The organism is Microbaculum marinum (genome assembly GCF_037855135.1).
GTDB classification, from domain to species: Bacteria; Pseudomonadota; Alphaproteobacteria; order Rhizobiales; family Tepidamorphaceae; genus Microbaculum; species Microbaculum marinum.
Genome location: NZ_JAZHOF010000003.1, coordinates 162,363 through 186,882, shown reverse-complemented (window position 1 = coordinate 186,882; position 24,520 = coordinate 162,363). Strand labels below are relative to the sequence as shown.

Here is a 24,520-nt window from a genome sequence, read left to right as displayed (position 1 = left end):
ACCAGGGAGCCTGGCGTCGTGGCCATCGAAAAGCTGCTCATTGCCAATCGCGGCGAGATCGCCGTGCGCATCGTCCGGGCCGCGCGCGAGCTCGGCATATCCACGGTGCAGGCCCACTCGGCGGCGGACGCGGAGTCCCTGGCCGTCAGGCTCGCCGACGAGGCCGTCGAGATCGGTCCGCCGCAGGCTGCCAAGTCCTACCTGAACATCGAGGCGGTCGTCGACGCCGCGAAGGCGGCCGGCGCGGACGCGGTGCACCCCGGCTACGGCTTCCTGGCGGAGAGTTCCCGCTTCGCCGACGCGGTCGAAGCCGCCGGCATGGTCTTCGTCGGACCCCGAGGCGACACGATCCGCATGATGGGCGACAAGGTGGAGGCGCGGACCGCCGCGGCGAACGCGGGCGTTCCGACGATTCCCGGCAGTGACGGGCGCATCGACGATGTCGCCGACGCCAAGGCGCTTGCCGGGGCGATCGGCTATCCGGTGATGATCAAGGCGGCCGCCGGGGGCGGCGGACGGGGCATTCGGATCGCCCACGACGAAGGCGAATTCGAGCACTTCTTCCAGATGGCGCAGACGGAGGCGCAGTCAGCCTTCGGCGACGGCGGACTATACGTGGAAAAGGTGATCGAACGGGCCAGGCACATCGAGGTGCAGGTCCTCGGCGACGGCTCGGATGTGATGCATTGCTTCGAACGGGAGTGCTCGCTGCAGCGCCGGCGCCAGAAGGTGTGGGAAGAGGCGCCGTCCTCCGCTCTCCGGCCGGCCGAGCGGGACAAGCTCTGCGCTTCCGCCGTGGCGCTGGCGAAATCCGTCAACTATCGCGGTGCGGGCACGCTCGAATATCTCTACGACGACGCCACGGGCGAATTCTACTTCATCGAGATGAACACCCGCATCCAGGTGGAGCATCCGGTCACCGAATGGGTCACCGGCCTCGACCTTGTCGGCGAGATGCTGAGAATCGCCGGTGGCGAGCCGCTGCGTTTCCGCCAGGAGGACATCGCACTTCGCGGCCACGCGATCGAGGTGCGCCTCAACGCGGAAGATCCCGCCAACAATTTCATGCCTTTTCCCGGCATCGTCGGCACGCTCGGCGTTCCGGGCGGACCGGGCGTGCGCTTCGACACCATGCTCTATTCGGGCTACGCCATCCCCCCCTTCTACGATTCCCTGCTCGGCAAGCTGATCGTCTGGGGAGAGGATCGTGTCCATGCGATCGAGCGGCTCAAGGGCGCGCTGGCGGAACTCGAAATCGCCGGGGTGAAGACGACGGCGCCGCTGTTCAAGGCACTGGCCGAGGATGCCGATGTGAAGTCGGGCATGGTGCACACGCGATGGCTTGAGCGCTGGCTCGAAGACAATGCGTCCCGGCTGACCTGAGAAGAAATCGAGAGGGGGAGTCAAACGAGATGAGCATGAGATACTCCTTCGGCGGCGACGAGCACGTCTTCGTCGAGGTGAACGAGGAGATGTCGCTCGAGGCTTTCTTCAAGTCCCTGTCGATCACCAACGCGGTGCGCGAGGCGAACATCAGGGGCGTCACCGAGATCTGCCCGGCCAACGCCTCCTTCCAGATCAAGTTCGACCCGGACGTCATCAAGCCCGACGACATGATGGCCGAACTCAAATCGCTCGAGGCAGCGGCAGAAAAGGCGGAAGCTCGCATCGAAACGCGCATCATCGAGGTTCCGGTCTTCTACCAGGATCCCTGGACCCACGAGACGCTGATGCGCTTCCGGGAGCGCCATCAGGATCCGAATTCCTCCGACATCGAATACGCCGCCCGCATCAACGGCTATGACACGGTAGACTCCTTCATCGAGGCGCATTCGGGCGCCCCCTGGTTCGTCTCGATGGTGGGCTTCGTGTCGGGCTTGCCGTTCCTCTACCAGATGGTCGAGCGGCAACGGCAGATCGAGGTGCCGAAGTACCTGCGTCCCCGCACCGACACGCCGAAGCAGACGGTTGGTATCGGCGGGTGCTTCGGTTGCATCTATTCGGTGCGCGGCGCCGGCGGCTACCAGATGTTCGGCATCACCCCGATGACGATATTCGATCCGACGCAGGAGACGAATTACCTCTCCGACTTCATGGTCTTCTTCAGGCCTGGCGACATCGTCAAGTGGAAGCCGATCGACCGTGACGAATACGATGCGACGCTCGCTGACGTCGAGGCGAACCGGTTCACCCCGCGCATCCACGACGTCACCTTCGACCTCGAGGAGTACGAGAAGGACATCGACGGCTACAACGCCAAGCTGATGGAGGGCCTCTATGGGAATTAACGTCATCAACCCGGGGCTCGCCACGACAATCCAGGATCTGGGACGGCCCGGCTACTACCATCTCGGCATCCCGGTCGGCGGCGCCATGGACCGGTTCGCGCTGCATTGCGCCAACCTGCTGGTGGGCAACGACGAGGGCGCGGCCTGCCTGGAATGCGTGTTCATGGGGCCGGAGCTCGAGTTCACGGAAGACGCGACCGTCGCCGTCACCGGAGCGGACCTGCCGCCGAAAGTCGACGGCGAAGTCAAAGAGACCTGGACCTCGTTCAAGGTGAAGTCGGGACAGGTGCTGTCCTTCGATTTCCTGAAGTCCGGCGCGCGCGCCTACATCGCCGTGTCCGGCGGAATCGACGTTCCTGTCCAGCTCGGAAGCCGATCGACATATGCCATCGGCGCGCTCGGCGGCTACCAGGGCAGGGCGATCGCCGCCGGCGACACGCTGCCGCTCGGCTCGGGTGCCGGCGCGGCCGAGGGGCGCAGCGTGCCCGCCGACATGCGCCGCATGCCGAAGGGGCCGGTGGAGCTGCGCATGCTGCCGGGCCTCTACTGGCACCGCATCACGAAGGAAGCAGGCGAGCACTTCTTCGACGATACCTGGAAGGTGGCGCCGGAATGCGACCGGATGGGCTACCGCTTCCGTGGCGGTCGGCCGCTCGACTTCGTGTCTCGCGAGCAGCCCTTCGGTGCCGGTTCTGATCCCTCCAACATCGTCGACGCCTGCTATCCCTACGGTTCGATCCAGGTGCCGGGCGGCACCGAGCCGATCGTGCTCCACCGCGACGCGGTGTCGGGGGGCGGCTACTTCATGCTCGGGACGGTCATTTCCGCCGACATGGATCTGATCGGCCAGATGCAGCCGCACACCGAAACGAAGTTCGTGTCCGTGGAGATGGATGCTGCGCTTGCGGCCCGGCGGGAACGGCACGAGGCGTTGCAGAAAGTACGCGACGTGCTCGCCTGAGCATGGCGCTACTCGCCCGCTCGACGCGGGACGGGGAGAGGTGCGCGCAAGCGGTAACCTGTTTGTAGCGATGGATGCTCCGTCGCGGTGAGGAGTCTCGGTTGTGAACTGGATCGGAAAGCCGCTTCGCCGCAAGGAGGACCAGAGGTTCATCACCGGCGCCGGCACCTATGTGGCCGATGTCGCTGCACATCTCTACGGAACCGCCCGACTGCACGTGGTCCGCTCGCCTCAAGCAAGCGCGGCCATTCGCTCGATCGACATCGACCGGGCCCGCCAGCAGCCGGGCGTGCTCGACATATTCACGGGTGCCGATCTCGATGCGGCCGGCATCGGCACGCTGCCCTGCGCCTGGCCCGTCGACAGCAGCGACGGCACGCCGATGGCCGCGCCTGCCCATCCGGTGCTCGCGACCGAACGTGTGATCCATGTCGGCGATCCGGTCGTCGCGGTCGTCGCGGAGACCCTCGCGGATGCAGAAGCCGCAGCGGACCTGATCGAGATCGACTACGAGACCGGCGCGAGCCAGACTGATCTCCGGACCAGCCTCGCGGCGGACGCGCCCCTCGTCCATGCCGGCTCCGGCTCCAACCTGTGCTACGACTGGTCGCTGGGCGATCCCGGCAAGGTTGACGCGCTGCTGGCCGGTTCGGCGCACGTGGTCGAGCTGGACCTGATCCAGAACCGGGTCAATGCAAGTCCCATGGAAACCCGGGGGACGATCGGGCTCTACGAGCGCGGCCGTGACGAATACACGCTCTTTACGTCCAACCAGAACCCCCATCCGATCCGCGTCATGCTGTCGGCCAGCACGCTGAAGATCCCGGAGGAGCGGATCCGCGTCATCTCCCCGGACGTCGGCGGCGGCTTCGGAATGAAGATCTATCACTACAACGAGGAAGTGCTGGTCCTGTTCGCCGCCAGGCGCATCGGTCGCCCGGTCTGCTGGATCGCGACACGTTCGGAGGCCTTCCTCGCCGATACCTACGCACGCGACCACGCCACCAGGGTTCGCCTTGGTCTCGACGCCGATGGCAGGTTCACGGCGCTGCAGGTCGACACCATCGCCAACATGGGCGCCTACCTCTCCACCTTCGCCCCGGCGATTCCCACCTTCTTCTACGGCAATCCGTTTCCCGGGCCCTACGCGCTACGGGACGTGCACGTGCGGGTCCGTGCGGCGTTCACCAACACCACGCCGGTCGATGCATATCGCGGCGCCGGGCGACCGGAGACGACCTACGTCCTGGAACGGATCGTCGACATGGCCGCCGACAAGCTCGGCATGGATCCGTTCGAGCTGCGGGCGAAGAATCTGATCCAGCCCGAGCAGATCCCGTATCGCACGCCGTTCCTGTGGACATACGACTCCGGCGATCTGCCCAAGGCGCTGTCGACCGCGCGCGAGATTGCCGACCTTCCAGGCTTTTCCCAGCGTCGGAAGTCCTCGGAGGCGGCCGGCCGGCGCCGCGGCCTCGGCGTCGCCTTCTACATGGAGGCATGCGGCATGGGGCCCTCCGAAATGCTGATCGAGCAGGGCTGTGGCGGCGGCCAGTACGAGGTCGCCGTCGTGCGGGTCAGTCCGACCGGCGGTATCACCGTGCTCACGGGCAGCCACACGCACGGCCAGGGCCACGAGACCGCCTTCGCGCAGCTCGTCGCGGAGGAGACGGGGCTCGACCCGGCCGACATCGAGATCGTCCACGGGGATACGGCCAGGGTGCCCTACGGCATCGGTACGTACGGATCACGCTCGCTTGCGGTCGGCGGCAGCGCGCTGATCGGCTCCACCCGCAAGGTGGTCGGCAAGATGAAACGCATCGCGGCCCACATGCTGGAGTGTGAGCCCGAAGACGTGGAACTGCATGACGGCGTGTTCAGTGCGCCGCCGCGCAACCGGACGCTCACCTTCGCCGAGGTCGCAGGCCGGGCATATGCGCCCGCCGGGTATCCCGACCGGCTCGAACCGGGCCTTGAGGAAACGACCTATTTCGACCCGGAGGCGTTCACGTTCCCGTACGGCTGCCACATGGTCGAGGTCGAAATCGATCCGGATACGGGTTCGGTGCGCGTCGATCGCTATCTCGCCGTCGACGACTTCGGCCGGATCGTCAATCCGATGATCGTCGAGGGACAGATCCATGGCGGTGCCGCGCAGGGCATCGGGCAGGCATGTCTTGAGGGGTGCCGCTACGATCCGGAGTCGGGTCAGCTGCTGACGGGATCGTTTACGGACTACGCGATGCCTCGCGCCAGCGACGTTCCGGCGATCGAATTCCATTCCTTCGAGACCGTCTGCACGACCAATCCGGTCGGGGCCAAGGGTTGCGGCGAGGCCGCCGCGATCGCCGGGCCGGCGGCGGCGATCAATGCGATCTGCAATGCCCTGAACGATCTCGGCGTGCGGCACGTCGACATGCCGGCGACGCCGCAGGCGGTCTGGGACGCGATACGGGCGGCAACCCACGCAGATGGACCTTGACGGACGGGTCCGGATCACCAACACACTTGGTTTGTTAATCATCGACGCGAAGCGGGAGACTGTTACATGAGTGTAGCTGCGACACGGGGATCGACACTGGCGGGAGCGCTCTGGCCGGCCGAAGGGGCCATGGGCATCGCGCGCGGCGTTCTGCTCGCGGTGGTGGGGTCGGCCTTGCTGGCTATCTCGGCGAAGGTGCTGGTGCCGTTCTGGCCGGTACAGATGAGCATGCAGACGTTCGCCGTCCTGGTGATCGGGGCAGCCTACGGTCCTCGCCTCGCCGGCGCGACGGTCGCGCTGTACCTTGCCCAGGGCGCAATGGGCCTCCCGGTCTTTGGCCTGGGCTCGGGCCTTGCCTACCTGATGGGACCGACCGGCGGCTACCTGATCGGCTTCTTCTTTGCCGCCATCGTCGTCGGCCACCTCGCCGAGCGCGGGTTCGATCGGCGCTGGTCCACCGCCCTTGTCGCCTTCCTGATCGGCGACATCATCATCTTCGCCTTCGGCCTGGCGTGGCTGACGGGGCTGATCGGCTTCGAGAAGGCGCTCGCCGGCGGATTGCTGCCGTTCCTGCCGGCAGAGGCGCTGAAGATCGCGCTGGCGATGGCCGTCCTGCCGATCGCCTGGAAGGTCGTTGGCCGCAAGGGCTGAACCGCACACGGGCGTCGGGCAGACCGAGCCCGTTCCTCACATCCGACTGCCCCCGGGAGGCTCGCCCCCGGGGGCATTTTTGTGTTCCGAGACCCTGCCGAAGCCCCATGCGTTTCGTCGCGCGAGAACTCTGCTCACGGACGGACGCCCTTTCGTTGCCCGCCCGCTGGCCACTATCTGGGCAGCGGCCGAAATCCGTTGCTCAGGAATTGCGCAGCCGGTAAATTTTTGACCGGCCGATAAAAGAAAATGCCGGTTCGCCTCGATTGGCACGGTTCTTGTGTGCGGCTTTACTTGGCCAGGAGCGGCAGCCGCCGCTCCTGGGCTGCAAATCGGAGGGGAGAAAATCAGATGAAGTCGGGTTGGAATCCAACGCGCCGCGCAGTCTTGGCTGCCGCAGCGCTTGCGACTGGTTTCGCGCTGTTCGGGACATCCGCCATGGCCGATCCGATCAAGGTCGCGGCCATCTACACCGTGCCGGTCGAGCAGCAGTGGGTCAGCCGCATCCACAAGGCGCTCAATGCCGCCGAGGAGCGCGGCGACATCACCTACGAATATTCGGAGAACGTCGCCAACACCGACTACGAGCGCGTCATGCGCGAATATGCCGAGCAGGGCAGCGACCTCGTCATCGGCGAGGTTTTCGGCGTCGAGCGCGCGGCGCGCAAGGTTGCCGCCGACTATCCTGACATCGCTTTCCTGATGGGATCCTCGTTCGGGCCCTCGCAGCCCAACTTTGCGGTGTTCGACAACTTCATCCACGAGCCGAGCTACCTGACCGGCATGATCGCAGGAGCGGCGACGGAATCCGACATCATCGGCATGGTCGGCGGATATGCGATCCCCGAGGTCAACCGGCTGATGAACGCCTTCATGGAAGGCGCCCTGTCCGTCAATCCCGACGTCAAGTTCCTCGTGACCTTCATCAACTCCTGGTACGATCCGCCGAAGGCCAAGGAAGCCGCCTTCGCCATGATCGACAAGGGGGCCGACATCCTCTACGCGGAGCGCTTCGGCGTCTCGGATGCCGCCAAGGAGCGCGGTGTCAAGGCGATCGGCAACGTCATCGACACCGCCGCCGACTATCCCGGCACGATCCTGGCGAGTGCGCTCTGGCACATGGAGCCGACCATCGACAGGGCGATCGCCGCGGTGCAGGATGGCAGCTTCGAGCCGGCCGACTATGGCCAGTACAGCTACATGGGCTACGGCGGCGGTTCGTTCGTTGTCGACGAGTCGCTTGCCTCCGCTGACTCGGTTGCCGCAGCCAAGGAAAAGGAACAGGAGATCAAGGATGGCCTGTTCCGCGTCAACGTCAACGACGCCGAGCCCAAGTCGACGATGTGAGGCCCACCCGGCGCCTTCGCGCCGGGTCCCTACCCCGACCCTCCTCCACAAGGGGGAGGGAGCGAGTGCCGCGTGGTCCGCGGTTCCGACCCATATAGGCGTGGTCGCACAGGGCTGCACGATTTCCCCTCCCGCTCGTGGGGAGGGCAGGGGACAGGCGGCTCGCGGCAGCGGGCCGATAGTGGTTGCCGATCGGGAGGAGGGGGAGCCGTTCCGATGACTGCAGCGATTGCCGGCGCGCCGGGCGCGCCCGTCGTGCTGGCGCTGCGTGGCGTCACCAAGCGCTTCGGCCCGCTCGTCGCCAACGACGCGATCGACCTCGAACTGAGGCGTGGGGAGATCCTTGCGCTGCTCGGCGAGAACGGCGCCGGCAAGACCACCCTTATGAACGTCCTGTTCGGCCACTACGTCGCCGACGCAGGGGAAGTTCTCGTCGCCGGGCAGGACGGCACACTTGCGCCGCTGGAGGAGGGCTCGCCTCATGCCGCTCTCGCCGCCGGAATTGGCATGGTCCACCAGCACTTCACCCTGGCCGAAAATCTTACCGGTCTCGAGAACATCGTTCTGGGAACCGAGCGCAGCCTGAATTTCGGCCTCTCCAGGGGGCCGGCGCGGCGCAAGGTCGCCGACCTGATGAAGCGATCCGGCCTGACCGTGGATCTCGACGTGCAGGTCTCCAGGCTGACCGTCGGCGAGAAGCAGCGCGTCGAGATACTGAAGGCGCTCTACCGGGACGCCCGCATCATCGTCATGGACGAACCGACGGCAGTGCTGACGCCGCAGGAGGCCGAAAGCCTGTTCGGGACGATCCGGTCGCTGGCGGCGGCAGGCCTCGCGGTGATCTTCATCGCCCACAAGCTTGCCGAGGTGCTGGCCGTTTCGGACCGCATCGCCGTTTTGCGCGGCGGCAGGAAGGTCGGCGAGTTGGAAACGGCGCGGGCCGATCGCCGCAAGATCGCCGAGCTGATGGTCGGCCGCGACGTCCCGGCCAGCCGCCGTACTCCGCGCGACCCGGGTGCCCCGGTCCTCGAACTGCGCGCCGTGGTGGTTGCCGGTGCCGACGCCCGCAAGTCCCTGCACGGGGTGAGCCTGACGGTCCGCGAGGGCGAGATCGTCGGCATCGCCGGGGTTTCCGGCAACGGGCAGGCCGCGCTCGCCGGCGTGGTGGCCGGCCTGGATGCGCCGACGTCCGGCGAAATGATCCTGTACGGCGAGAAGATTGGCCGTTTCGATCCGCGCCGGTTTTCCCGCGCCGGCATCGCCCGCATTCCCGAAGACCGCCACCATGACGGCGTCGTCGGCGCGATGACCGTGGCCGAGAACATCGCCATCGAGGAGGTTCGCGAGCCGGCGTTCCAGACGGCCGGTTTCCTGAAGCGCGAGTCGATCCGCGCCAGCGCCGTGGAGGCGATCGAGAGCTACGACGTGCGCTGTCCCGGTCCGGATGCGCCGTCGCGCCTGCTGTCGGGCGGCAACATCCAGAAGCTGATCCTGGCTCGCGTTCTCGACCGCGACCCTCGGCTGGTGCTGGCCAACCAGCCCACGCGCGGCCTTGACGTCGGGGCCCAGACCGAGGTGCACCGCAGGCTCCTCGATGCCCGTCAGCGCGGCGCCGGCATCCTGCTGATTTCCGAGGACCTCGACGAACTGATGATCCTCTGCGACCGGATCGCCGTGATCCACAACGGCGCCCTCAGCGAGGCGCTGCCGACCGAGATGCTCGACCGCGGCACCCTCGGCCTGATGATGGCCGGCCACGACGAGGCTGCTGCATGATCGAATTCAGCGCAAAACTCTCCGCTCGTCATCCCGGCCGCAGCGGAGCGGAGAGCCGGGATCGGAGTGCCACAGGAAGTCCGGTGGCTCTCCGATCCCGGATCGGCCATGCGGTCGTCCGGGATGACGAAAGAAGGTCTGCGTTGTTCAGAGCGACCGGCTTCTGCCGGAGGCATCTCCAATGATCCGCTTCGAGCCGCGGCCCGCGATCACGCCGCTTCGCGCCGTCTCCGTGCCCGTTCTCGCCGCGCTCGCGGCGCTGGTGCTGGCGGCTGTGCCGCTTGCCTTCGCCGGGGCGCCGATCCTGTCGGCCTACGGGCTGATGGTGAAGGGCGCCTACGGCTCCTTGTTCGCCTTCTCCGAGACGCTGACGCGCACCACGCCGCTGATCCTGACCGGGCTCGCCGCCGCCGTTGCGTTCCGGGCAAAGCTCTGGAACATCGGCGGCGAAGGTCAGCTCTACGCCGGCGCGCTTGCCGCCGTCGCAGTCGGATCGGGGGCGTTTTCGGGACCGGCCTACGTGATGATCCCGACGGTGGTTGCTGCCGGCGCGGCGGCCGGCGCGCTGCTGATGCTCGGCCCGGCGCTTTTGAAGCTGCGCTTCGGCGCCGACGAGGTGGTGACCACGCTGCTGCTCAACTTCATCATGCTGCTGTTCGTCCAGATGATGCTGGAAGGCCCCCTGAAGGATCCGATGGGGCTCGGCTGGCCGCAGTCGTCCCCGATTGTCGACGAAGCCGTCCTGCCGCCGCTGATAGCACGCATGCGGGTACATTCCGGACTGCTGATCGGTCTCGTCATGGCGATCGTTGTGCACGTGATGATCCGCTACGCGGTCTGGGGCTACGAGATCCGCGCGGTCGGGGAGAATCCGTCGGCTGCCCGCTACGCCGGCATTCCCGTCTCCGGCACCATCGTCCGCGTCGCGCTGATCTCCGGCGGCCTTGCCGGTCTCGCCGGCGTTGGCGAGGTGGCCGGCCTCAAGGGCTATCTTACCGCTGACCTATCGCCCGGCTTCGGCTATGCGGGCATCGTCGTCGCGATGCTCGCTGGGCTGTCGCCGCTCGGCGTGGTGGTCGCCGCGCTGTTCGTCGCCAGCGTTTTCGTCGGCGCCGACTCGATGAGCCGGGCGATCGGCGTCTCCAGCTATCTGGCCGATCTGGTCGTCGCCCTGTCGCTGCTTTGCGTCTTGGTCGGTGGCTTCGTCGTCCGCTACCGCATCCGCTGGATCGGCCGGCATCATGCGCACGGCGCAGAAGGGTAAGCGATGGTGAAGTTGGTCGAGCGACAGGCCGAGCCGACAGGCCGCGTACCCCCCTCTCCATCTCTCCCCCACAAGGGGGGAGAGGGCCGGGTGGCGCATCCATCCGTCGAACGTCACTTGCGAGGGGATTGCTGCTCCATCAGTGCCGAAGTGTGGCCGCGCGATTGGCGCCTTGCTCCGCGGCGGCGACCGGAGGACGCCGTCCAACCCGACGCGCCCCCCGGAGCCGCCTGATGGAAATCCTCGAGATCCTGATCACGGCGAACTTCTGGGCGGCGGCGGTCCGCATCGCCAGTCCGTTGATCTTCGGCGTCCTCGGCGCGTTGATCTGCGAGCGGGCCGGCGTGCTCAATCTCGGCATCGAGGGGATCTTCACCGCCGGGGCGATGGCGGGCTGGATGGCGGTGTGGCTCGGCCTGCCGCTGTGGGGCGGCGTTCTCGTCGCGGCGGCGACCGGCGGCGTGTTCGGGCTGCTTCACGCGGGGCTGACCGTCCCGCTCGGGCTGTCCCAGCACGTCTCGGGGATCGGCGTCACGCTGCTCGCTTCCAGCCTCGCCTACTTCACTTACCGCACGGCGCTGCCGGACGTCACCTCGCCGCCGCGCATCGTGCCGTTCCAGCCGCTCGACGTGCCCATCCTCTCCGATATCCCGTTTCTCGGCCCGGCCCTGTTCAACCAGACGGCCCTTACCTGGCTCGCCTTCGTTCTGGTCGGCGTCGTGGCCTACGTGCTCTATCGCACCCCGCTCGGCCTTGCGCTCAGGGCCGTCGGCGACAACCCGGCCGCGGTCGACGCCCAGGGACTCTCGGTCTACGGACTCAGGATAGGGGCCGTGGTGGCCGGTTCGGCGCTGATGGCGATCGGTGGCGCCTTCCTGACGATGTCCGCCTTCGATGCCTTCTTCTTCGGCATGGTCAACGGCCGCGGCTGGATCTGCATCGCCCTCACCGTGTTCGCCTCCTGGCGACCGGGCAAGGCGCTGATCGGGGCGCTGCTGTTCGGCGCCTTCGATGCGTTTCAGGTGCGCCTGCAGACCGAGATCGGGTCCTTCCTGCCGGGCCAGGTCTTCCTGATGCTGCCCTATGTGCTGTCGATCGTGGCGCTGGTACTCGTGGCGCGAAAGGCGGATTATCCCAGGGCTCTCCTGGTACCGTGGTTCAAGGGGCAGAGGTGAGGGAATGGCTTTTGACTTGATCGTCCGCAACGCGAGCCTGCCCGACGGGCGCAGCGTCATGGACATCGCCTGCGAGGGCGGCAAGATCGTCGCCGTCGAGACGGGAATTGCCGGGGAGTTCGGGCGGGAAATCGATGCCGGTGGCTATCTCGTGTCGCCGCCCTTCGTCGACCCGCACTTCCACATGGATGCGACGCTGTCGCTGGGCATGCCGCGCCTCAACCAGTCCGGCACGCTGCTGGAGGGCATCGCCCTGTGGGGCGAGCTCAAGCCGCTTCTGACCCACGAGGCGGTGATCGAGCGGGCGCTGCGCTATTGCGACCTCGCCGTCAGCCAGGGGCTGCTGGCAATCCGCACGCATGTCGACGTCTGCGACGACCGGTTGCTGGCGGTCGAGGCGCTGCTGGACGTGAAGAAGACCGTTTCACCTTACATCGATCTCCAACTCGTCGCCTTCCCGCAGGACGGCTACTACCGGTCGCCAACCGCCGCGGCGAACCTGGATCGCGCTCTCGACATGGGTGTCGACGTGGTGGGCGGCATACCGCATTTCGAGCGCACCATGGCCGACGGTGCGCGCAGCGTCGCCGCGCTCTGCGAGATCGCGGAAAAGCGTGGCCTGCTCGTCGACATGCACTGCGACGAGACCGACGATCCGATGTCGCGGCACATCGAGGCGCTGGCCTCCGAAACCCACCGCCTGGGCCTGCAGGGCAGGGTGAACGGATCGCATCTGACCTCGATGCATTCGATGGACAACTATTACGTCTCCAAGCTGTTGCCGCTGATGGCGGAGGCCGGGGTCTCGGCGACGCCAAATCCGCTCATCAACATCGTTATCCAGGGGAGGCACGATACCTATCCGAAGCGGCGCGGCCTGACCCGCGTGCCGGAGATGCGCGCGCAGGGAATCGAAATCGCCTTCGGGCAGGACTGCGTGATGGACCCCTGGTACTCGCTGGGCAACGGCGACATGCTGGAAGTCGCGTCGATGGGCCTGCACGTCGCGCAACTGACGAGCCGCGAGGACATGCGATGGTGCTTCGACCGCGTGACGAAGGGCGGTGCGTCGGTGATGCATCTGGACGGCTATGGGCTGGAAGCCGGCTGCAATGCCGACATGGTGCTGTTGCAGGCGGCCGACCCGATCGAGGCGATCCGGATGAAGGCGACGCGCCTCGCCGTGATCCGCCGCGGCAAGGTGATCGCGCAGACGCCGGCTCGTGTGGCCACACTCGCCCTGGACGGCCGACCGGATGTCGTCAATCCGGCGGATTACGCGCCCAGCGACGCCGGCATGTAACCGGTCGCACGCTCACCCAGGGGAGGGCATTCAGGATTTGACCGTTTGATAAAAAATTTTGAACGATGGGGCGAATTGTGCCAAGCTTTTGATTGAGCAGCAGGAAGATCCGGAGACGTGCCGCCGCGGCCCCCAACGCGGGCACGCCGGGTCCGGGTCTGTGGGAGGTCTCCCGGCTGCTCGCACAGGAGGAGGACGCGAATGGCATCGAGCCCGCATGTCGACGCACCCGACGTCGCCGCCGGCCGGCTGACGGCCGACGACTACACGAGGAACTTTTCCGATCTCCATCCGCCTCTGACCCGGCACGAGGCTTTCGTCGAGGCCGAGCGCTGCTTCTTCTGCTACGACGCGCCGTGCACCGTCGCATGTCCGACCTCGATAGACATTCCGCTCTTCATCCGCGAGATCGCGACTGGCAACCCGACCGGCTCCGCCAGGACCATTTTCTCCCAGAACATCCTCGGCGGCATGTGCGCCCGGGTCTGTCCGACCGAGACGCTCTGCGAGGAAGCCTGCGTGCGCATGGAGGGCGAGGGCAAGCCGGTCAAGATCGGCGAACTGCAGCGCTATGCGACCGATCACTGGCTGACCGAGCAGCCTGGCCAACCGTTCCGTCGTGCGGCCTCGACGGGGAAGCGCATAGCCGTCGTCGGCGCCGGACCTGCCGGTCTTGCCTGCGCGCACCGCCTCGCGGTGCACGGCCATGACGTGGTGATCTTCGACGCCCGTCCGAAACCCGGAGGGCTGAACGAGTACGGGATCGCGTCCTACAAGACGGTCGGGGGCTTCGCCCAGCGGGAGGTCGATTTCGTCCTGTCGATCGGCGGCATCACCATCGAGAACGACATGGTGCTCGGGCGCGGCTTCGCGTTGGCCGATCTTCGGAAAGACTTCGACGCGGTGTTTCTCGGCATGGGCCTGGGCGGCGTCAACGGCCTTGGCGTCGAGGGGGAGGACCTCGAGGGCGTTGTGGATGCGGTCGACTACATCGCCCGGCTTCGCCAGGCGCAGGACCTCGCGGCGCTGCCGGTCGGCCGCAGCGTCGTCGTGATCGGCGGCGGCATGACGGCGATCGACGTGGCGGTGCAGTCCAGGCTGCTCGGCGCCGAGGACGTGACGCTGGTCTATCGTCGCGGCCAGGAGCAGATGAAGGCGAGCGCCTACGAGCAGGAGCTCGCCCAGACAAGGAGCGTGCTGATCCGCCACTGGGCCAGACCCGTGCGGATCATCGGCGGCAACGACAACCATGTCCGCGCCGTCGAGTTCGAGCGTACCCGCGACGACGGCGGCAGTCTCGCCGGCACCGGCGAAACCTATGTCCTGCCCGCCGACATGGTCTTCAAGGCGATCGGCCAGACCTTCGAGCCGGCGCCGCTGAACGGGACCGGCGAGGCGATCGTACTGGAGGGCGGCCGCATCCGGGTCGACGGCGAGCGACGGACCTCGCTCGACGGTGTCTGGGCCGGCGGCGACTGCATCGCCGGCGGCGAGGATCTCACCGTCGCGGCCGTCGAAGACGGCAAGGTCGCAGCGGAATCGATAAGCCGGGCTCTCGGGACCCTTGGAGCACAGAGATGAGCACGCTCGAAGGTGGCGTTGCCGAACTGTATTCGGCCTATGACGTCCTCGACAGGATCAAGACCGGACTGGCCGAAATGGGGTACTCCTCCGCTCCGGTTCCGCTCGACGTCCTAAAGCCTGTCGACGAGTTCCACATCGGCGGTGCCCAGGCGACCGACTACCTGCTCGGCCAGCTTGATCTCGATTCCGGAACCCGGGTGCTCGATATCGGCTCCGGCATCGGCGGGGCGGCGCGCATGATCGCCTCCAGGTTCGGGTGCCCGGTGACCGGTATCGATCTCACGCCGGCCTTCGTCGACACCGCGCGCGAACTGACCGAACTGTGCGGCATGGGAGCAAATCCGTCGTTCCAGGTCGCCAGCGCTACGGCGTTGCCGTTCGACGCCGCCTCCTTCGACCTCGCCACCATGCTGCACGTCGGAATGAACATCCCCGACAAGGAAGCGGTCTTCGCAGAGGCCCGACGCGTCCTTCGCGCAGACGGCGTCTTCGCCGTCTACGATGTGATGCGGATCGGCGACGGCGAACTGACCTTTCCCGTGCCCTGGGCGGATACGCAGAAGATCTCGGCGCTCGCCGGCCCCGATGTCTACAAGGCGCTCGCCGGCGAGGCGGGCTTCACGCTCGTCAGCGAGGAGAGCCGGCAGGCGATCGCGCTTGAGTTCTTCGAGAAGATCAGGGCCCAGGCGGCGGAGTCCGCGCCGCCGCCGCTCGGCCTGCACAACCTGATGGGGCCGTCGATCGGAGCCAAGATGAGCAACATGATCGCGGGAATACGGGCCGACGTAATCGCCCCGGTCCTGATGATCTTCCAAGCATCCGCGAACCGGGGGTGACCCGATGGCAAACCTGCAAAGCGAATTCCTCGGCATCAAGTCGCCGAATCCGTTCTGGCTGGCGTCCGCGCCGCCGACCGACAAGGAATACAACGTCGTGCGCGCCTTCCGCGCCGGATGGGGTGGCGTCGTCTGGAAGACGCTCGGCGAGGATCCGCCTATCGTCAACGTCAACGGACCGCGCTACGGCGCCGTTCACGGGCCGGACCGGCGGCTGCTCGGGCTCAACAACATCGAGTTGATCACCGACCGCCCGCTGCACGTGAACCTTCAGGAGATCAAGAAGGTCAAGCGCGACTGGCCCGACCGGGCCCTGGTCGTGTCGCTGATGGTGCCGTGCGAGGAGCGCAACTGGATCGACATCCTGAAACTCGTGGAGGACACCGAGGCCGACGGCGTCGAGCTCAACTTCGGCTGTCCGCACGGCATGTCCGAGCGCGGGATGGGATCGGCGGTCGGCCAGGTGCCGGAATACATCGAGATGGTGGCGCGCTGGTGCAAGGCGAACACCCGCATGCCGGTGATCGTCAAGCTGACGCCCAACATCACCGACATCCGCTACCCCGCCCGTGCCGCCAGGCAGGGCGGCGCCGATGCGGTGTCGCTGATCAACACGCTCAACTCGATCATCGGCGTCAACCTGGACAACTTCGCGCCGATCCCCGAGATCGACGGCAAGGGCAGCCATGGCGGCTACTGCGGCCCGGCGGTCAAGCCGATCGCGCTCAACATGGTCGCCGAGATCGCCCGCGATCCGGAGACGGCGGGACTGCCGATCTCGGCCATCGGCGGCATCACCACATGGCGCGACGCCGCCGAGTTCATCGCGCTCGGCGCCACCAACCTCCAGGTCTGCACGGCGGCGATGACCTATGGGTTCAAGGTCGTCCAGGAAATGATTTCCGGCCTGTCGGACTGGATGGACGAGAAGGGGTTCGCCTCGATCGACGACTTCGCCGGCCGCTCGGTACCGCGGATGTCGGACTGGCAGTACCTCAACCTGAACTACGTCACCAAGGCGGTGATCAACCAGGACCTCTGCATCAAGTGCGGCCGCTGCCACATCGCCTGCGAGGACACCTCGCACCAGGCGATCACCCATATGGTCAACGGCAAGCGCCATTTCGAGGTGATCGACGAGGAATGCGTCGGCTGCAATCTTTGCGTCAACGTCTGTCCGGTCGAGGACTGCATCACCATGAAGCAGATCCATGGCATCGATCCGCGCACCCGCGAACCGATCCCGGAGGTCTACGCCAACTGGACGACGCATCCCAACAATCCCGGCGCGGTGAAGGAGGCGGCGGAGTAGCCGCGGCATAGTGTTCTTGATTTGTTCACAGTAACTCTATAGGCTCCGTCCTCCCCGGCAACGAAGGGCGGTTCTATGAAGCTGTACGGCGCTCCCCAGTCACGCACCTTCCGCGCGCTGTGGATGCTCGAGGAGTGCAACGCCAAATACGAGCGCGTCCTCGTCGACATCCGCGCAGGCGCGCAGAACACGGCGGCTTTCCACGCCATCAACCCGATGGAAAAGGTGCCCGCGCTGGTCGACGGCGAGACCGCCGTCGCGGAATCCGGCGCCATCTGCGCCTATCTCGCCGAACGCTATCCCGAGGCCGACCTTGCGCCCGGCATCAACGATCCGATGCGCGGCCGCTATTTCCAGTGGCTGTTCTTTGCCGGGAACTGCCTGGAGCCGGCAGTCACCCAGAAGGTGGCGAAAATAGAGGTTGCGGTGTCGACCGCGGGCTGGGGCAGCCACGAGAAGGTCGTCGACGTTCTCGACGAGGCGCTGGCGGACGGGCCGTGGCTGCTGGGCGAGCGCTTCTCCGCCGCCGACGTGATGATCGGCGCCGACCTCAACTTCCTGGTCCGCATGTTCGGCATGATCGAGCCGCGTCCCGCCTTCGAGAGCTATATCGACCGCTGCACGGCCCGGCCGGCATTCAGGCGCGCCGAGTCCGTTGAAGCAGACTGGAAGCCGGCCTGATCTATCGCGGCCTCAATCCCTCAAGGAATACGGTCAGTATCGTCGCGTCGGCCCCGGCGAGAGGATCGGCTCCGCCGCTGTCGCCGAGGACGGCGCGTACCTGAACGGCGAAGTCGGCATAGTGCTGCGTCGTCGCCCAGATCATGAAGATCAGATGGACGGGATCGACTTTGGCCAGGCGGCCTTCGGCGATCCAGTGGCGGATCACCGTCGCCTTCGCGTCGACCAGGTGCTTGAGGGGGCCCTGAAGGAAGCCGCCGATCGCCGGGGCGCCGTGCAGGATCTCGTTGGCGAACAGTCGCGACGCTTCCGGCATGTCGCGCGACATCTGCAGCTTGTGGCGGATGTAACCGGCGATCTCCTCGACCGGGTCGCCGCTCGCGTCGAGCTTCTCCAGCGGGTCGAGCCAGGTGGCGAGGATCCCCTCGAGGACGGCGCGATAGATGTCTTCCTTGCGGCGGAAGTAATAGAGCAGGTTGGGCTTCGACATGCCGGCCTTGCCGGCGATCTGGTCGATCGTCGATCCGCGATATCCGTACTTGGAGAAAACCTCCAGCGCCGCGTCCAGGATGACCTGGCGATTGACCGCCTGTATCCTCGTGCGCTGTTTCCTGGGCCTTCCGGTTACGGCAGCGTCCTGCGCCGTCGCGCTCACCGGCCCGTCTCCGCAATCCTGGTCACGCCGCGTCCTCCCGCACATCCGGCTTCGGCCGAATCCGATTCATGTCGGCTGTCTTATACATGAAACGTTCCCGCGGGCGGATGCCGGTCACGCCAGCGAGCGGATCGACGGCCGGCTCGCCGGCTGGGCGGTCGCGCCGATGCCGCGCAACACGATCTCGACAACGTTGCGCTTAGCTTCCTCGAACTGGTCGTCGCTCAGCGGCTTGCCGTCGTTCAGCGTCGAGATCTGGTGGCTGAAATCGGCGTAGTGCTGGGTCGTCGCCCAGATCATGTAGAGCAGGTATTCCGGATTGACCGGCGCGATCTTGCCGGCGTCGATCCAGCGCCGGATGACGGCCACCCGGGTATCGGTCCAGTCTCGCAGCGTCGTCTCCAGATAGTCCTGGATCACCGGCGCCTTGTGGATGATCTCGTTGGCCCACACCTTCGACCCCATCGGGTGGGCACGCGAAATATCCATCTTCTCGTTGATGTAGCGCGTCAGCGCCTCGACCGGGTCGTCGCTCTCGTCGAACGAGTTGGCCGACTGCAGCCAGATGTTGAAGATGTCGTCGACGACCTTGCGGTAGAGCGCCAGCTTCGTCGGGAAGTAGTAGTGGAGGTTCGCCTTGGGAATGCCGGCCCTCTCGGCGATCATCGCCGTGGTCGCTCCCTTGAAGCCGTATTCGGCGAACACCTCTTCCGCCGCCCGCAGGATCGCGGTCTCGTTCTCCCGCCGAATACTTCCCGGTTCCTGTTTCGGTTGTGCCGCCTGCCTGGGCATCCAGTGCAATTCCGGTTTAATTTTTGGTCTTGACCATCTGGTCAAGCAATCTTAGCGTTTGACTTGACCAACTAGTCAACTTTGGCAGATTTCGGCGGAAATGACAACAAAACCGTCGCGGTTCGTCCAGGAAGATCGGGAACAGGGGGGCATTGTCGGCTTGGGCCGCGGATTTTCACTGTGGTGCTGCGGCCGATGCACGCCGGTCCCGGCGCGGATGCGCCACCTGCGCATCATTGCCGGCCGGCGTCGGCATGGTCACTGTGCATTTTCGTCCCCCGGCCAAACCTGAAGGGAGGAGAATATGGACCGGATTGCCAATGCGATAGGCGGCACCGTGGCGCCGTCGCACAGCGCACGGGTCTCGCCGGTCTACAATCCCGCCACCGGTGAGCAGATCGCCGAACTGCCGCTTTCCGGGGCCGGCGATGTCGACGCGGCCGTCGCCGCCGCGAAGCGGGCTGCCCCCGGGTGGGGAGCCACCCCGCCGCTGAAGCGGGCGCGTCTGATGTTCAGGTTCAAGGAACTGCTCGACCGGCACGCCGCCGACATCGCCCGGTCGATCTCCCGCGAGCACGGCAAGACCCATGACGACGCCATGGGCGAGGTTGCCCGCGGCATCGAGGTGGTGGAGTTCGCCTGCGGCATCCCGCACCTTCTCAAGGGGGAGTATTCCCGCAACGTCGGCCCGGAGATCGACTCGTTCTCCGATCGCCAGCCGCTCGGGGTCGTCGCCGGCATCACGCCGTTCAACTTTCCGGCGATGGTGCCGATGTGGATGTATCCGGTGGCGATCGCCTGCGGCAACACGTTCGTGCTGAAGCCGTCGGAGCGCGATCCGTCCGCGCCGATGGTCGTCTACGACCTGTTTCGAGAGGCCGGGTTCCCGGACGGCGTCCTCAATATCGTGCACGGGGACAAGGAAGCCGTGGACGCCATACTCGATCATCCGGACATCAAGGCGGTGAGTTTCGTCGGCTCGACACCGATCGCCGAGTACGTCTACTCGCGCGGAACGGCGGCGGGCAAGCGCGTCCAGGCGCTGGGTGGCGCCAAGAACCACATGATCGTCATGCCGGACGCCGACATCGACAAGGCGGCGGACGCATTGATGGGAGCAGGATACGGCTCGGCCGGCGAGCGCTGCATGGCGGTCTCCGTCGCCGTTCCGGTCGGCGAGGAGACGGCAAACAGGCTGGTCGAGACGTTGATCCCGAAGGTGCGTGGCCTGAAGATCGGCCCGTCCACCGATCCGGACGCCGAGATGGGCCCGCTCGTCACCGAGCAGCACCTGAAGAAGGTGCTCGGCTACATCGACGCCGGCCTCGCGGAGGGCGCCGAGCTCGCCGTCGACGGCCGCGGCTTCAGGCTGCAGGGTTACGAAAACGGCTACTTCGTCGGGGGCTCGCTGTTCGACCGCGTGACGCCGGAAATGACGATCTACAGGGAGGAGATCTTCGGCCCGGTCCTGTCGGTCGTGCGCGCCGGCTCGTTCGGCGAGGCCGTCGATCTGGTCAACGCCCACGAATACGGCAACGGCACCGCGATATTCACCCGCGACGGCGACGCGGCCCGCACCTTCGCCGACTCCATCGAGGTCGGCATGGTCGGCGTCAACGTGCCGATCCCGGTGCCGGTCGCCTACCATTCCTTCGGCGGCTGGAAGCGCTCGCTGTTCGGCGACCATTCGATCTATGGGCCGGAGGGCGTACGGTTCTACACTCGGCTGAAGACCGTCACCACGCGCTGGCCCGGCGGCATCAAGGACGGCGCCGTGTACACGTTCCCGACGATGAATTGAGGGGAGAGGGATGGAACGTCGGACCGGGGCTCTCGATCGCGACGACAGGCTGCAACGCGCCGGTGTTCGCCGGCGCGCCCCCACCCCGACCCTCCCCCACAAGGGGGGAGGGGGCGCGAACTGCCGCCTGTCCCCCCGCATAGATCTGGTGGAACTGGCGTATCGCCCCTCCGGGAACGGATGCAGCATGGCTCCCTCCCCCCTCGCGGGGGAGGGTCAGGGAGGGGGCGCGAGCCGCAGGCGAGCGTTTTTGGCCTGCGGCACCGCGATTGCCGTCAGCAATACGAAAGGCATGACATGAGCGCACCGGCGGACAACCTTCGCATCAACGGCGACCGGCTGTGGGACAGCCTCATGGAGATGGCGAAGATCGGTCCCGGCGTCGCCGGCGGCAACAATCGCCAGACCCTGACCGACGAGGACGGCGAGGGCCGCAGGCTGTTCCAGCGCTGGTGCGAGGACGCAGGCCTCACCATGGCCGTCGACACGATGGGCACGATGTTCATGACGCGGCCGGGCACCGATCCCGACGCCGCCCCCGTCTATGTCGGCAGCCACCTCGACACCCAGCCGACCGGCGGCAAGTACGACGGCGTGCTCGGCGTGCTCGGCGCGCTGGAGATCGCCCGCACCCTCAACGATCTCGGGCTGAAGACGAAGCATCCGATCGTCGTCACCAACTGGACGAACGAGGAGGGCACCCGCTTTGCCCCCGCGATGCTGGCCTCCGGGGTCTTCGCCGGCATGCACGAGCAGGACTGGGCCTACGCGCGCGAGGACGCCAAGGGCAAGACCTTCGGCGACGAGCTGAAGCGCATCGGCTGGCTGGGCGAGGAGCCGGTCGGATCGCGCAAGGACAAGATGAAGGCCTTCTTTGAACTCCACATCGAGCAGGGGCCGATCCTCGAGGCGGAGGGCAAGGACATCGGCGTCGTCACCCACGGCCAGGGCCTGTGGTGGCTGGAGGTCACGGTGACCGGCAAGGACAGCCATACCGGCTCCACGCCGATGCCGATGCGCCGCAACGCCGGCCTCGGCGCGGCGCGGATGACCGAGCTCGTCCACGAGATCGCCATGAGCCACCAGCCGAGCGCCGTCGGCGCGATCGGCCATTGCGACTTCCATCCGAACTCGCGCAACGTCATTCCGGGCAAGGTTGTCTTCACCGTCGACTTCCGCTCGCCCGAACAGGAGATCCTCGACGCCATGAAGGCGCGGTTCGAGGCGGAGGCGCCGAAGATCGCCCACGAACTCGGCCTCGGTGTCGACATCCAGGTCGCCGGCCATTTCGATCCGGTGACCTTCGACGAAGGCTGCGTCACGGCGGTGCGCAACGCCGCGGAACGCCTCGGCTATTCGCACCGCGACATCGTCTCCGGCGCCGGCCACGACGCCTGCTGGATCAACCGCGTCGCTCCCACCGCCATGGTCATGTGCCCCTGCGTCGACGGCCTGTCGCACAACGAGGCGGAGGAGATCTCTCGGGAGTGGGCCTCGGCGGGAGCGAACGTGCTGTTCCACGCGGTGGTCGAGACGGCGGAGATCGTGGAGTGAGGTTGAGCACAACCCTTTCCGTCGTCATCCCGGCCTTGAGCCGGGATCGGAGAGTCACCGAGGGCGCGGTGGCTCTCCGATCCCGGATAACCGCATTCGCGGTTTCCGGGATGACGATGGAGGGGAAAAGGCGAGCGTGTCATGGCAGCGTGGGTCTACATCATGGCGTCCCGCCCGTACGAAACGCTCTACGTCGGAGTGACGAGCGATTTGTCGCGTCGGATTTACGAGCATCGCGAGGGATTGGTGCCGGGATTCACGGACAAGTACGGCGTGAAGACGCTGGTATATGTAGAGCAGCACGCCACGATGCCGGACGCCATTGTCCGCGAGAAGCAGCTCAAGCGGTGGAAACGCGCTTGGAAGTTCGAGTTGATCGAGAAGCTCAATCCGGAGTGGCGCGATCTGTACGCAGATCTGAATCTCTGAACAAATTCACTCAAACCCATCCATCGTCATCCCGGCCAAGCGAAGCGCAGCGCCGGGATCGGAGAGCCCCCGCACTCTCTGTGGCTCCCCGATCCCGGATAACCGCATACGCGGTTTCCGGGATGACGGAGGGGAAGTTGGACACCCTGAATAGTCTCGAAAGGGAGTGAACCATGTCCACAGCCATCAAGGGCGGAACGATCGTCACGGCCGATCTGACCTGCCAGGCCGACATCCTGATCGAGGACGGAAAGATCGCCGAGATCGGCCCGAACCTCGGCGGCGGCGAGACGCTGGACGCCACCGGCTGCTACGTCATGCCGGGCGGCATCGATCCGCACACCCACCTGGAGATGCCCTTCATGGGCACCTACTCGACCGACGACTTCGAGAGCGGCACCCGCGCCGCGCTGGCCGGCGGCACCACCATGGTGGTCGACTTCGCGCTGCCCTCGCCGAACCAGTCGCTGCTCGATGCGCTCTCCATGTGGCACAACAAGTCGGGCCGGGCGAACTGCGACTATTCCTACCACATGGCCATCACCTGGTGGGGCGAGCAGGTCTTCAACGAGATGGAGACGGTCGTGCGCGATAAGGGCATCAACACCTTCAAGCACTTCATGGCCTACAAGGGCGCGCTGATGGTCGACGACGACGAGATGTTTGCGTCGTTCCAGCGCTGCGCCGAGCTCGGCGCGCTGCCGCTGGTCCATGCCGAGAACGGTGACGTCGTCGCCCAGCTGCAGGCGAAGCTGCTGGCCGAGGGCAACGATGGGCCGGAGGCCCACGCCTATTCGCGGCCGGCCGAGGTGGAAGGCGAGGCGACCAACCGCGCCATCATGATCGCCGACATGGCGGGGGTTCCCGTCTACATCGTCCATACCAGCTGCGAGCAGGCGCACGAGGCGATCCGCCGGGCTCGCCAGAACGGCATCCGCTGCTACGGCGAGCCGCTGATCCAGCATCTCACCCTGGACGAGAGCGAGTATGCCAACCCCGACTGGGACCATGCCGCGCGCCGGGTGATGTCGCCGCCGTTCCGCAACAGGAAGCACCAGGACAGCCTGTGGGCCGGGCTCCAGGCGGGGTCCCTGCAGGTGGTGGCGACCGACCACTGCGCCTTCACCACCGAGCAGAAGCGCACCGGCGTCGGCGACTTCACCAGGATCCCCAACGGCACCGGCGGGCTGGAGGACCGGATGCCGATGCTGTGGACCTGCGGGGTCAATACCGGCCGCCTGACCGTGAACGAGTTCGTCGCCGTGACGTCCACGAACATCGCAAAGATCCTCAACATGTATCCGCGGAAAGGTGCGATCCTGGTCGGGTCCGATGCCGATATCGTCGTCTGGGATCCCGCCAGGGAAAGGACCATCACGGCGCAGACCCAGCAGTCGGCGATCGACTACAACGTCTTCGAGGGCAAGCACGTGAAGGGCCTTCCGCGCTACGTTCTGACACGGGGCCTCGTGTCCATCGTCGACGGCGAGGTAAAGACCCGCGAGGGCCACGGCGAGTTCGTCGCCCGCGCGCCTTTCCAGGCGGTCAACAGGGCGCTGTCGCAATGGAAGGAGATCACGGCGCCGCGCAAAGTGGAGCGCGCCGGGATACCGGCGAGCGGGGTCTAGT

Annotated in this window: 20 protein-coding genes; 18 read left to right on the top strand and 2 right to left on the bottom strand. The window is 66.4% G+C overall.

Going from position 1 to position 24,520, the window contains the following annotated elements; genetic code table 11:
• Positions 1-18 precede the first annotated feature (18 nt).
• The 14 genes from V3328_RS07995 (at position 19) to V3328_RS07930 (ending at position 17,660) form a co-directional block, all read left to right on the top strand.
• On the top strand, positions 19-1,383 hold the full coding sequence (locus tag V3328_RS07995) for an acetyl-CoA carboxylase biotin carboxylase subunit (RefSeq protein WP_340329112.1): 1,365 nt from the start codon (positions 19-21) through the stop codon (positions 1,381-1,383).
• A 29-nt stretch (positions 1,384-1,412) separates the two neighbouring features.
• Positions 1,413-2,288: a 5-oxoprolinase subunit B family protein gene (locus V3328_RS07990; RefSeq protein WP_340329111.1), complete on the top strand. Its 876-nt coding sequence runs from the start codon at positions 1,413-1,415 to the stop codon at positions 2,286-2,288.
• Positions 2,278-3,249 (top strand): 5-oxoprolinase subunit C family protein, encoded by a 972-nt coding sequence (locus tag V3328_RS07985; RefSeq protein ID WP_340329110.1) that lies wholly within the window; start codon positions 2,278-2,280, stop codon positions 3,247-3,249. The genes V3328_RS07990 and V3328_RS07985 overlap by 11 nt, the downstream gene beginning before the upstream one ends.
• 103 nt (positions 3,250-3,352) lie before the next feature.
• A complete protein-coding gene (locus V3328_RS07980; protein WP_340329109.1) occupies positions 3,353-5,731 on the top strand; it encodes a xanthine dehydrogenase family protein molybdopterin-binding subunit in 2,379 nt (792 codons plus the stop codon).
• Between the two features lie 66 nt (positions 5,732-5,797).
• On the top strand, positions 5,798-6,382 hold the full coding sequence (locus V3328_RS07975) for a biotin transporter BioY (RefSeq protein ID WP_340329108.1): 585 nt from the start codon (positions 5,798-5,800) through the stop codon (positions 6,380-6,382).
• Positions 6,383-6,733: 351 nt separating this feature from the next.
• The gene (locus tag V3328_RS07970) at positions 6,734-7,729 is read left to right on the top strand and encodes a BMP family protein (RefSeq protein ID WP_378758922.1); all 996 of its coding nucleotides are present in this window, start codon (positions 6,734-6,736) and stop codon (positions 7,727-7,729) included.
• 216 nt (positions 7,730-7,945) lie between these two features.
• Complete coding sequence (locus V3328_RS07965) at positions 7,946-9,505, top strand: ABC transporter ATP-binding protein (RefSeq protein WP_340329106.1); 1,560 nt, start codon at positions 7,946-7,948, stop codon at positions 9,503-9,505.
• Between the two features lie 181 nt (positions 9,506-9,686).
• Positions 9,687-10,769: an ABC transporter permease gene (locus tag V3328_RS07960; protein WP_340329105.1), complete on the top strand. Its 1,083-nt coding sequence runs from the start codon at positions 9,687-9,689 to the stop codon at positions 10,767-10,769.
• Positions 10,770-11,002: 233 nt separating this feature from the next.
• Positions 11,003-11,944 (top strand): ABC transporter permease, encoded by a 942-nt coding sequence (locus V3328_RS07955; protein WP_340329104.1) that lies wholly within the window; start codon positions 11,003-11,005, stop codon positions 11,942-11,944.
• A 4-nt stretch (positions 11,945-11,948) separates the two neighbouring features.
• On the top strand, positions 11,949-13,247 hold the full coding sequence (locus tag V3328_RS07950) for an amidohydrolase family protein (protein WP_340329103.1): 1,299 nt from the start codon (positions 11,949-11,951) through the stop codon (positions 13,245-13,247).
• Between the two features lie 201 nt (positions 13,248-13,448).
• Positions 13,449-14,828, top strand: a complete 1,380-nt coding sequence (locus V3328_RS07945; protein WP_340329102.1) for an NAD(P)-dependent oxidoreductase — start codon at positions 13,449-13,451, stop codon at positions 14,826-14,828.
• Entirely contained in the window at positions 14,825-15,667 is an 843-nt protein-coding gene (locus V3328_RS07940) for a class I SAM-dependent methyltransferase (RefSeq protein ID WP_340329101.1), read from the top strand. Before V3328_RS07945 ends, V3328_RS07940 begins: the two co-directional genes overlap by 4 nt.
• 4 nt (positions 15,668-15,671) lie before the next feature.
• On the top strand, positions 15,672-16,979 hold the full coding sequence (preA, locus tag V3328_RS07935; RefSeq protein ID WP_340329100.1) for an NAD-dependent dihydropyrimidine dehydrogenase subunit PreA: 1,308 nt from the start codon (positions 15,672-15,674) through the stop codon (positions 16,977-16,979).
• A gap of 75 nt (positions 16,980-17,054) precedes the next feature.
• A complete protein-coding gene (locus V3328_RS07930) occupies positions 17,055-17,660 on the top strand; it encodes a glutathione S-transferase family protein (protein ID WP_340329099.1) in 606 nt (201 codons plus the stop codon).
• 1 nt (position 17,661) lies between these two features.
• On the opposite strand, the gene V3328_RS07925 is transcribed toward V3328_RS07930, so the two are convergent.
• Positions 17,662-18,315 carry a TetR family transcriptional regulator C-terminal domain-containing protein gene (locus V3328_RS07925; protein WP_340329098.1) on the bottom strand — a complete coding sequence of 218 codons (654 nt, stop codon included), beginning with the start codon at positions 18,313-18,315 and terminating at the stop codon, positions 17,662-17,664.
• Between the two features lie 114 nt (positions 18,316-18,429).
• On the bottom strand, positions 18,430-19,107 hold the full coding sequence (locus tag V3328_RS07920; RefSeq protein ID WP_340329097.1) for a TetR/AcrR family transcriptional regulator: 678 nt from the start codon (positions 19,105-19,107) through the stop codon (positions 18,430-18,432).
• A gap of 304 nt (positions 19,108-19,411) precedes the next feature.
• Between V3328_RS07920 and V3328_RS07915 the strand changes: the two genes are divergently transcribed.
• From V3328_RS07915 to hydA, 4 genes are all read left to right on the top strand, one after another.
• Positions 19,412-20,908, top strand: a complete 1,497-nt coding sequence (locus V3328_RS07915) for a CoA-acylating methylmalonate-semialdehyde dehydrogenase (protein ID WP_340329096.1) — start codon at positions 19,412-19,414, stop codon at positions 20,906-20,908.
• Between the two features lie 297 nt (positions 20,909-21,205).
• Complete coding sequence (locus tag V3328_RS07910) at positions 21,206-22,462, top strand: Zn-dependent hydrolase (protein WP_340329095.1); 1,257 nt, start codon at positions 21,206-21,208, stop codon at positions 22,460-22,462.
• Between the two features lie 141 nt (positions 22,463-22,603).
• Positions 22,604-22,891, top strand: a complete 288-nt coding sequence (locus tag V3328_RS07905) for a GIY-YIG nuclease family protein (protein ID WP_340329094.1) — start codon at positions 22,604-22,606, stop codon at positions 22,889-22,891.
• A 173-nt stretch (positions 22,892-23,064) separates the two neighbouring features.
• A complete protein-coding gene (gene hydA, locus V3328_RS07900; protein WP_340329093.1) occupies positions 23,065-24,519 on the top strand; it encodes a dihydropyrimidinase in 1,455 nt (484 codons plus the stop codon).
• The last annotated feature ends 1 nt before the right edge of the window (position 24,520 follow it).

What these genes read in the sequence shown, in the direction of transcription:
- V3328_RS07990 (WP_340329111.1), top strand. Translation starts at nt 1,413, where the DNA reads ATGAGCATGAGATACTCCTTCGGCGGCGACGAGCACGTCTTCGTCGAG.
- V3328_RS07985 (WP_340329110.1), top strand. Translation starts at nt 2,278, where the DNA reads ATGGGAATTAACGTCATCAACCCGGGGCTCGCCACGACAATCCAGGAT.
- V3328_RS07975 (WP_340329108.1), top strand. Translation starts at nt 5,798, where the DNA reads ATGAGTGTAGCTGCGACACGGGGATCGACACTGGCGGGAGCGCTCTGG.
- V3328_RS07970 (WP_378758922.1), top strand. Translation starts at nt 6,734, where the DNA reads ATGAAGTCGGGTTGGAATCCAACGCGCCGCGCAGTCTTGGCTGCCGCA.
- V3328_RS07965 (WP_340329106.1), top strand. Translation starts at nt 7,946, where the DNA reads ATGACTGCAGCGATTGCCGGCGCGCCGGGCGCGCCCGTCGTGCTGGCG.
- V3328_RS07960 (WP_340329105.1), top strand. Translation starts at nt 9,687, where the DNA reads ATGATCCGCTTCGAGCCGCGGCCCGCGATCACGCCGCTTCGCGCCGTC.
- V3328_RS07955 (WP_340329104.1), top strand. Translation starts at nt 11,003, where the DNA reads ATGGAAATCCTCGAGATCCTGATCACGGCGAACTTCTGGGCGGCGGCG.
- V3328_RS07950 (WP_340329103.1), top strand. Translation starts at nt 11,949, where the DNA reads ATGGCTTTTGACTTGATCGTCCGCAACGCGAGCCTGCCCGACGGGCGC.
- V3328_RS07945 (WP_340329102.1), top strand. Translation starts at nt 13,449, where the DNA reads ATGGCATCGAGCCCGCATGTCGACGCACCCGACGTCGCCGCCGGCCGG.
- V3328_RS07940 (WP_340329101.1), top strand. Translation starts at nt 14,825, where the DNA reads ATGAGCACGCTCGAAGGTGGCGTTGCCGAACTGTATTCGGCCTATGAC.
- preA (WP_340329100.1), top strand. Translation starts at nt 15,672, where the DNA reads ATGGCAAACCTGCAAAGCGAATTCCTCGGCATCAAGTCGCCGAATCCG.
- V3328_RS07930 (WP_340329099.1), top strand. Translation starts at nt 17,055, where the DNA reads ATGAAGCTGTACGGCGCTCCCCAGTCACGCACCTTCCGCGCGCTGTGG.
- V3328_RS07920 (WP_340329097.1), bottom strand. Translation starts at nt 19,107, where the DNA reads ATGCCCAGGCAGGCGGCACAACCGAAACAGGAACCGGGAAGTATTCGG.
- V3328_RS07915 (WP_340329096.1), top strand. Translation starts at nt 19,412, where the DNA reads ATGGACCGGATTGCCAATGCGATAGGCGGCACCGTGGCGCCGTCGCAC.
- V3328_RS07910 (WP_340329095.1), top strand. Translation starts at nt 21,206, where the DNA reads ATGAGCGCACCGGCGGACAACCTTCGCATCAACGGCGACCGGCTGTGG.
- V3328_RS07905 (WP_340329094.1), top strand. Translation starts at nt 22,604, where the DNA reads ATGGCAGCGTGGGTCTACATCATGGCGTCCCGCCCGTACGAAACGCTC.
- hydA (WP_340329093.1), top strand. Translation starts at nt 23,065, where the DNA reads ATGTCCACAGCCATCAAGGGCGGAACGATCGTCACGGCCGATCTGACC.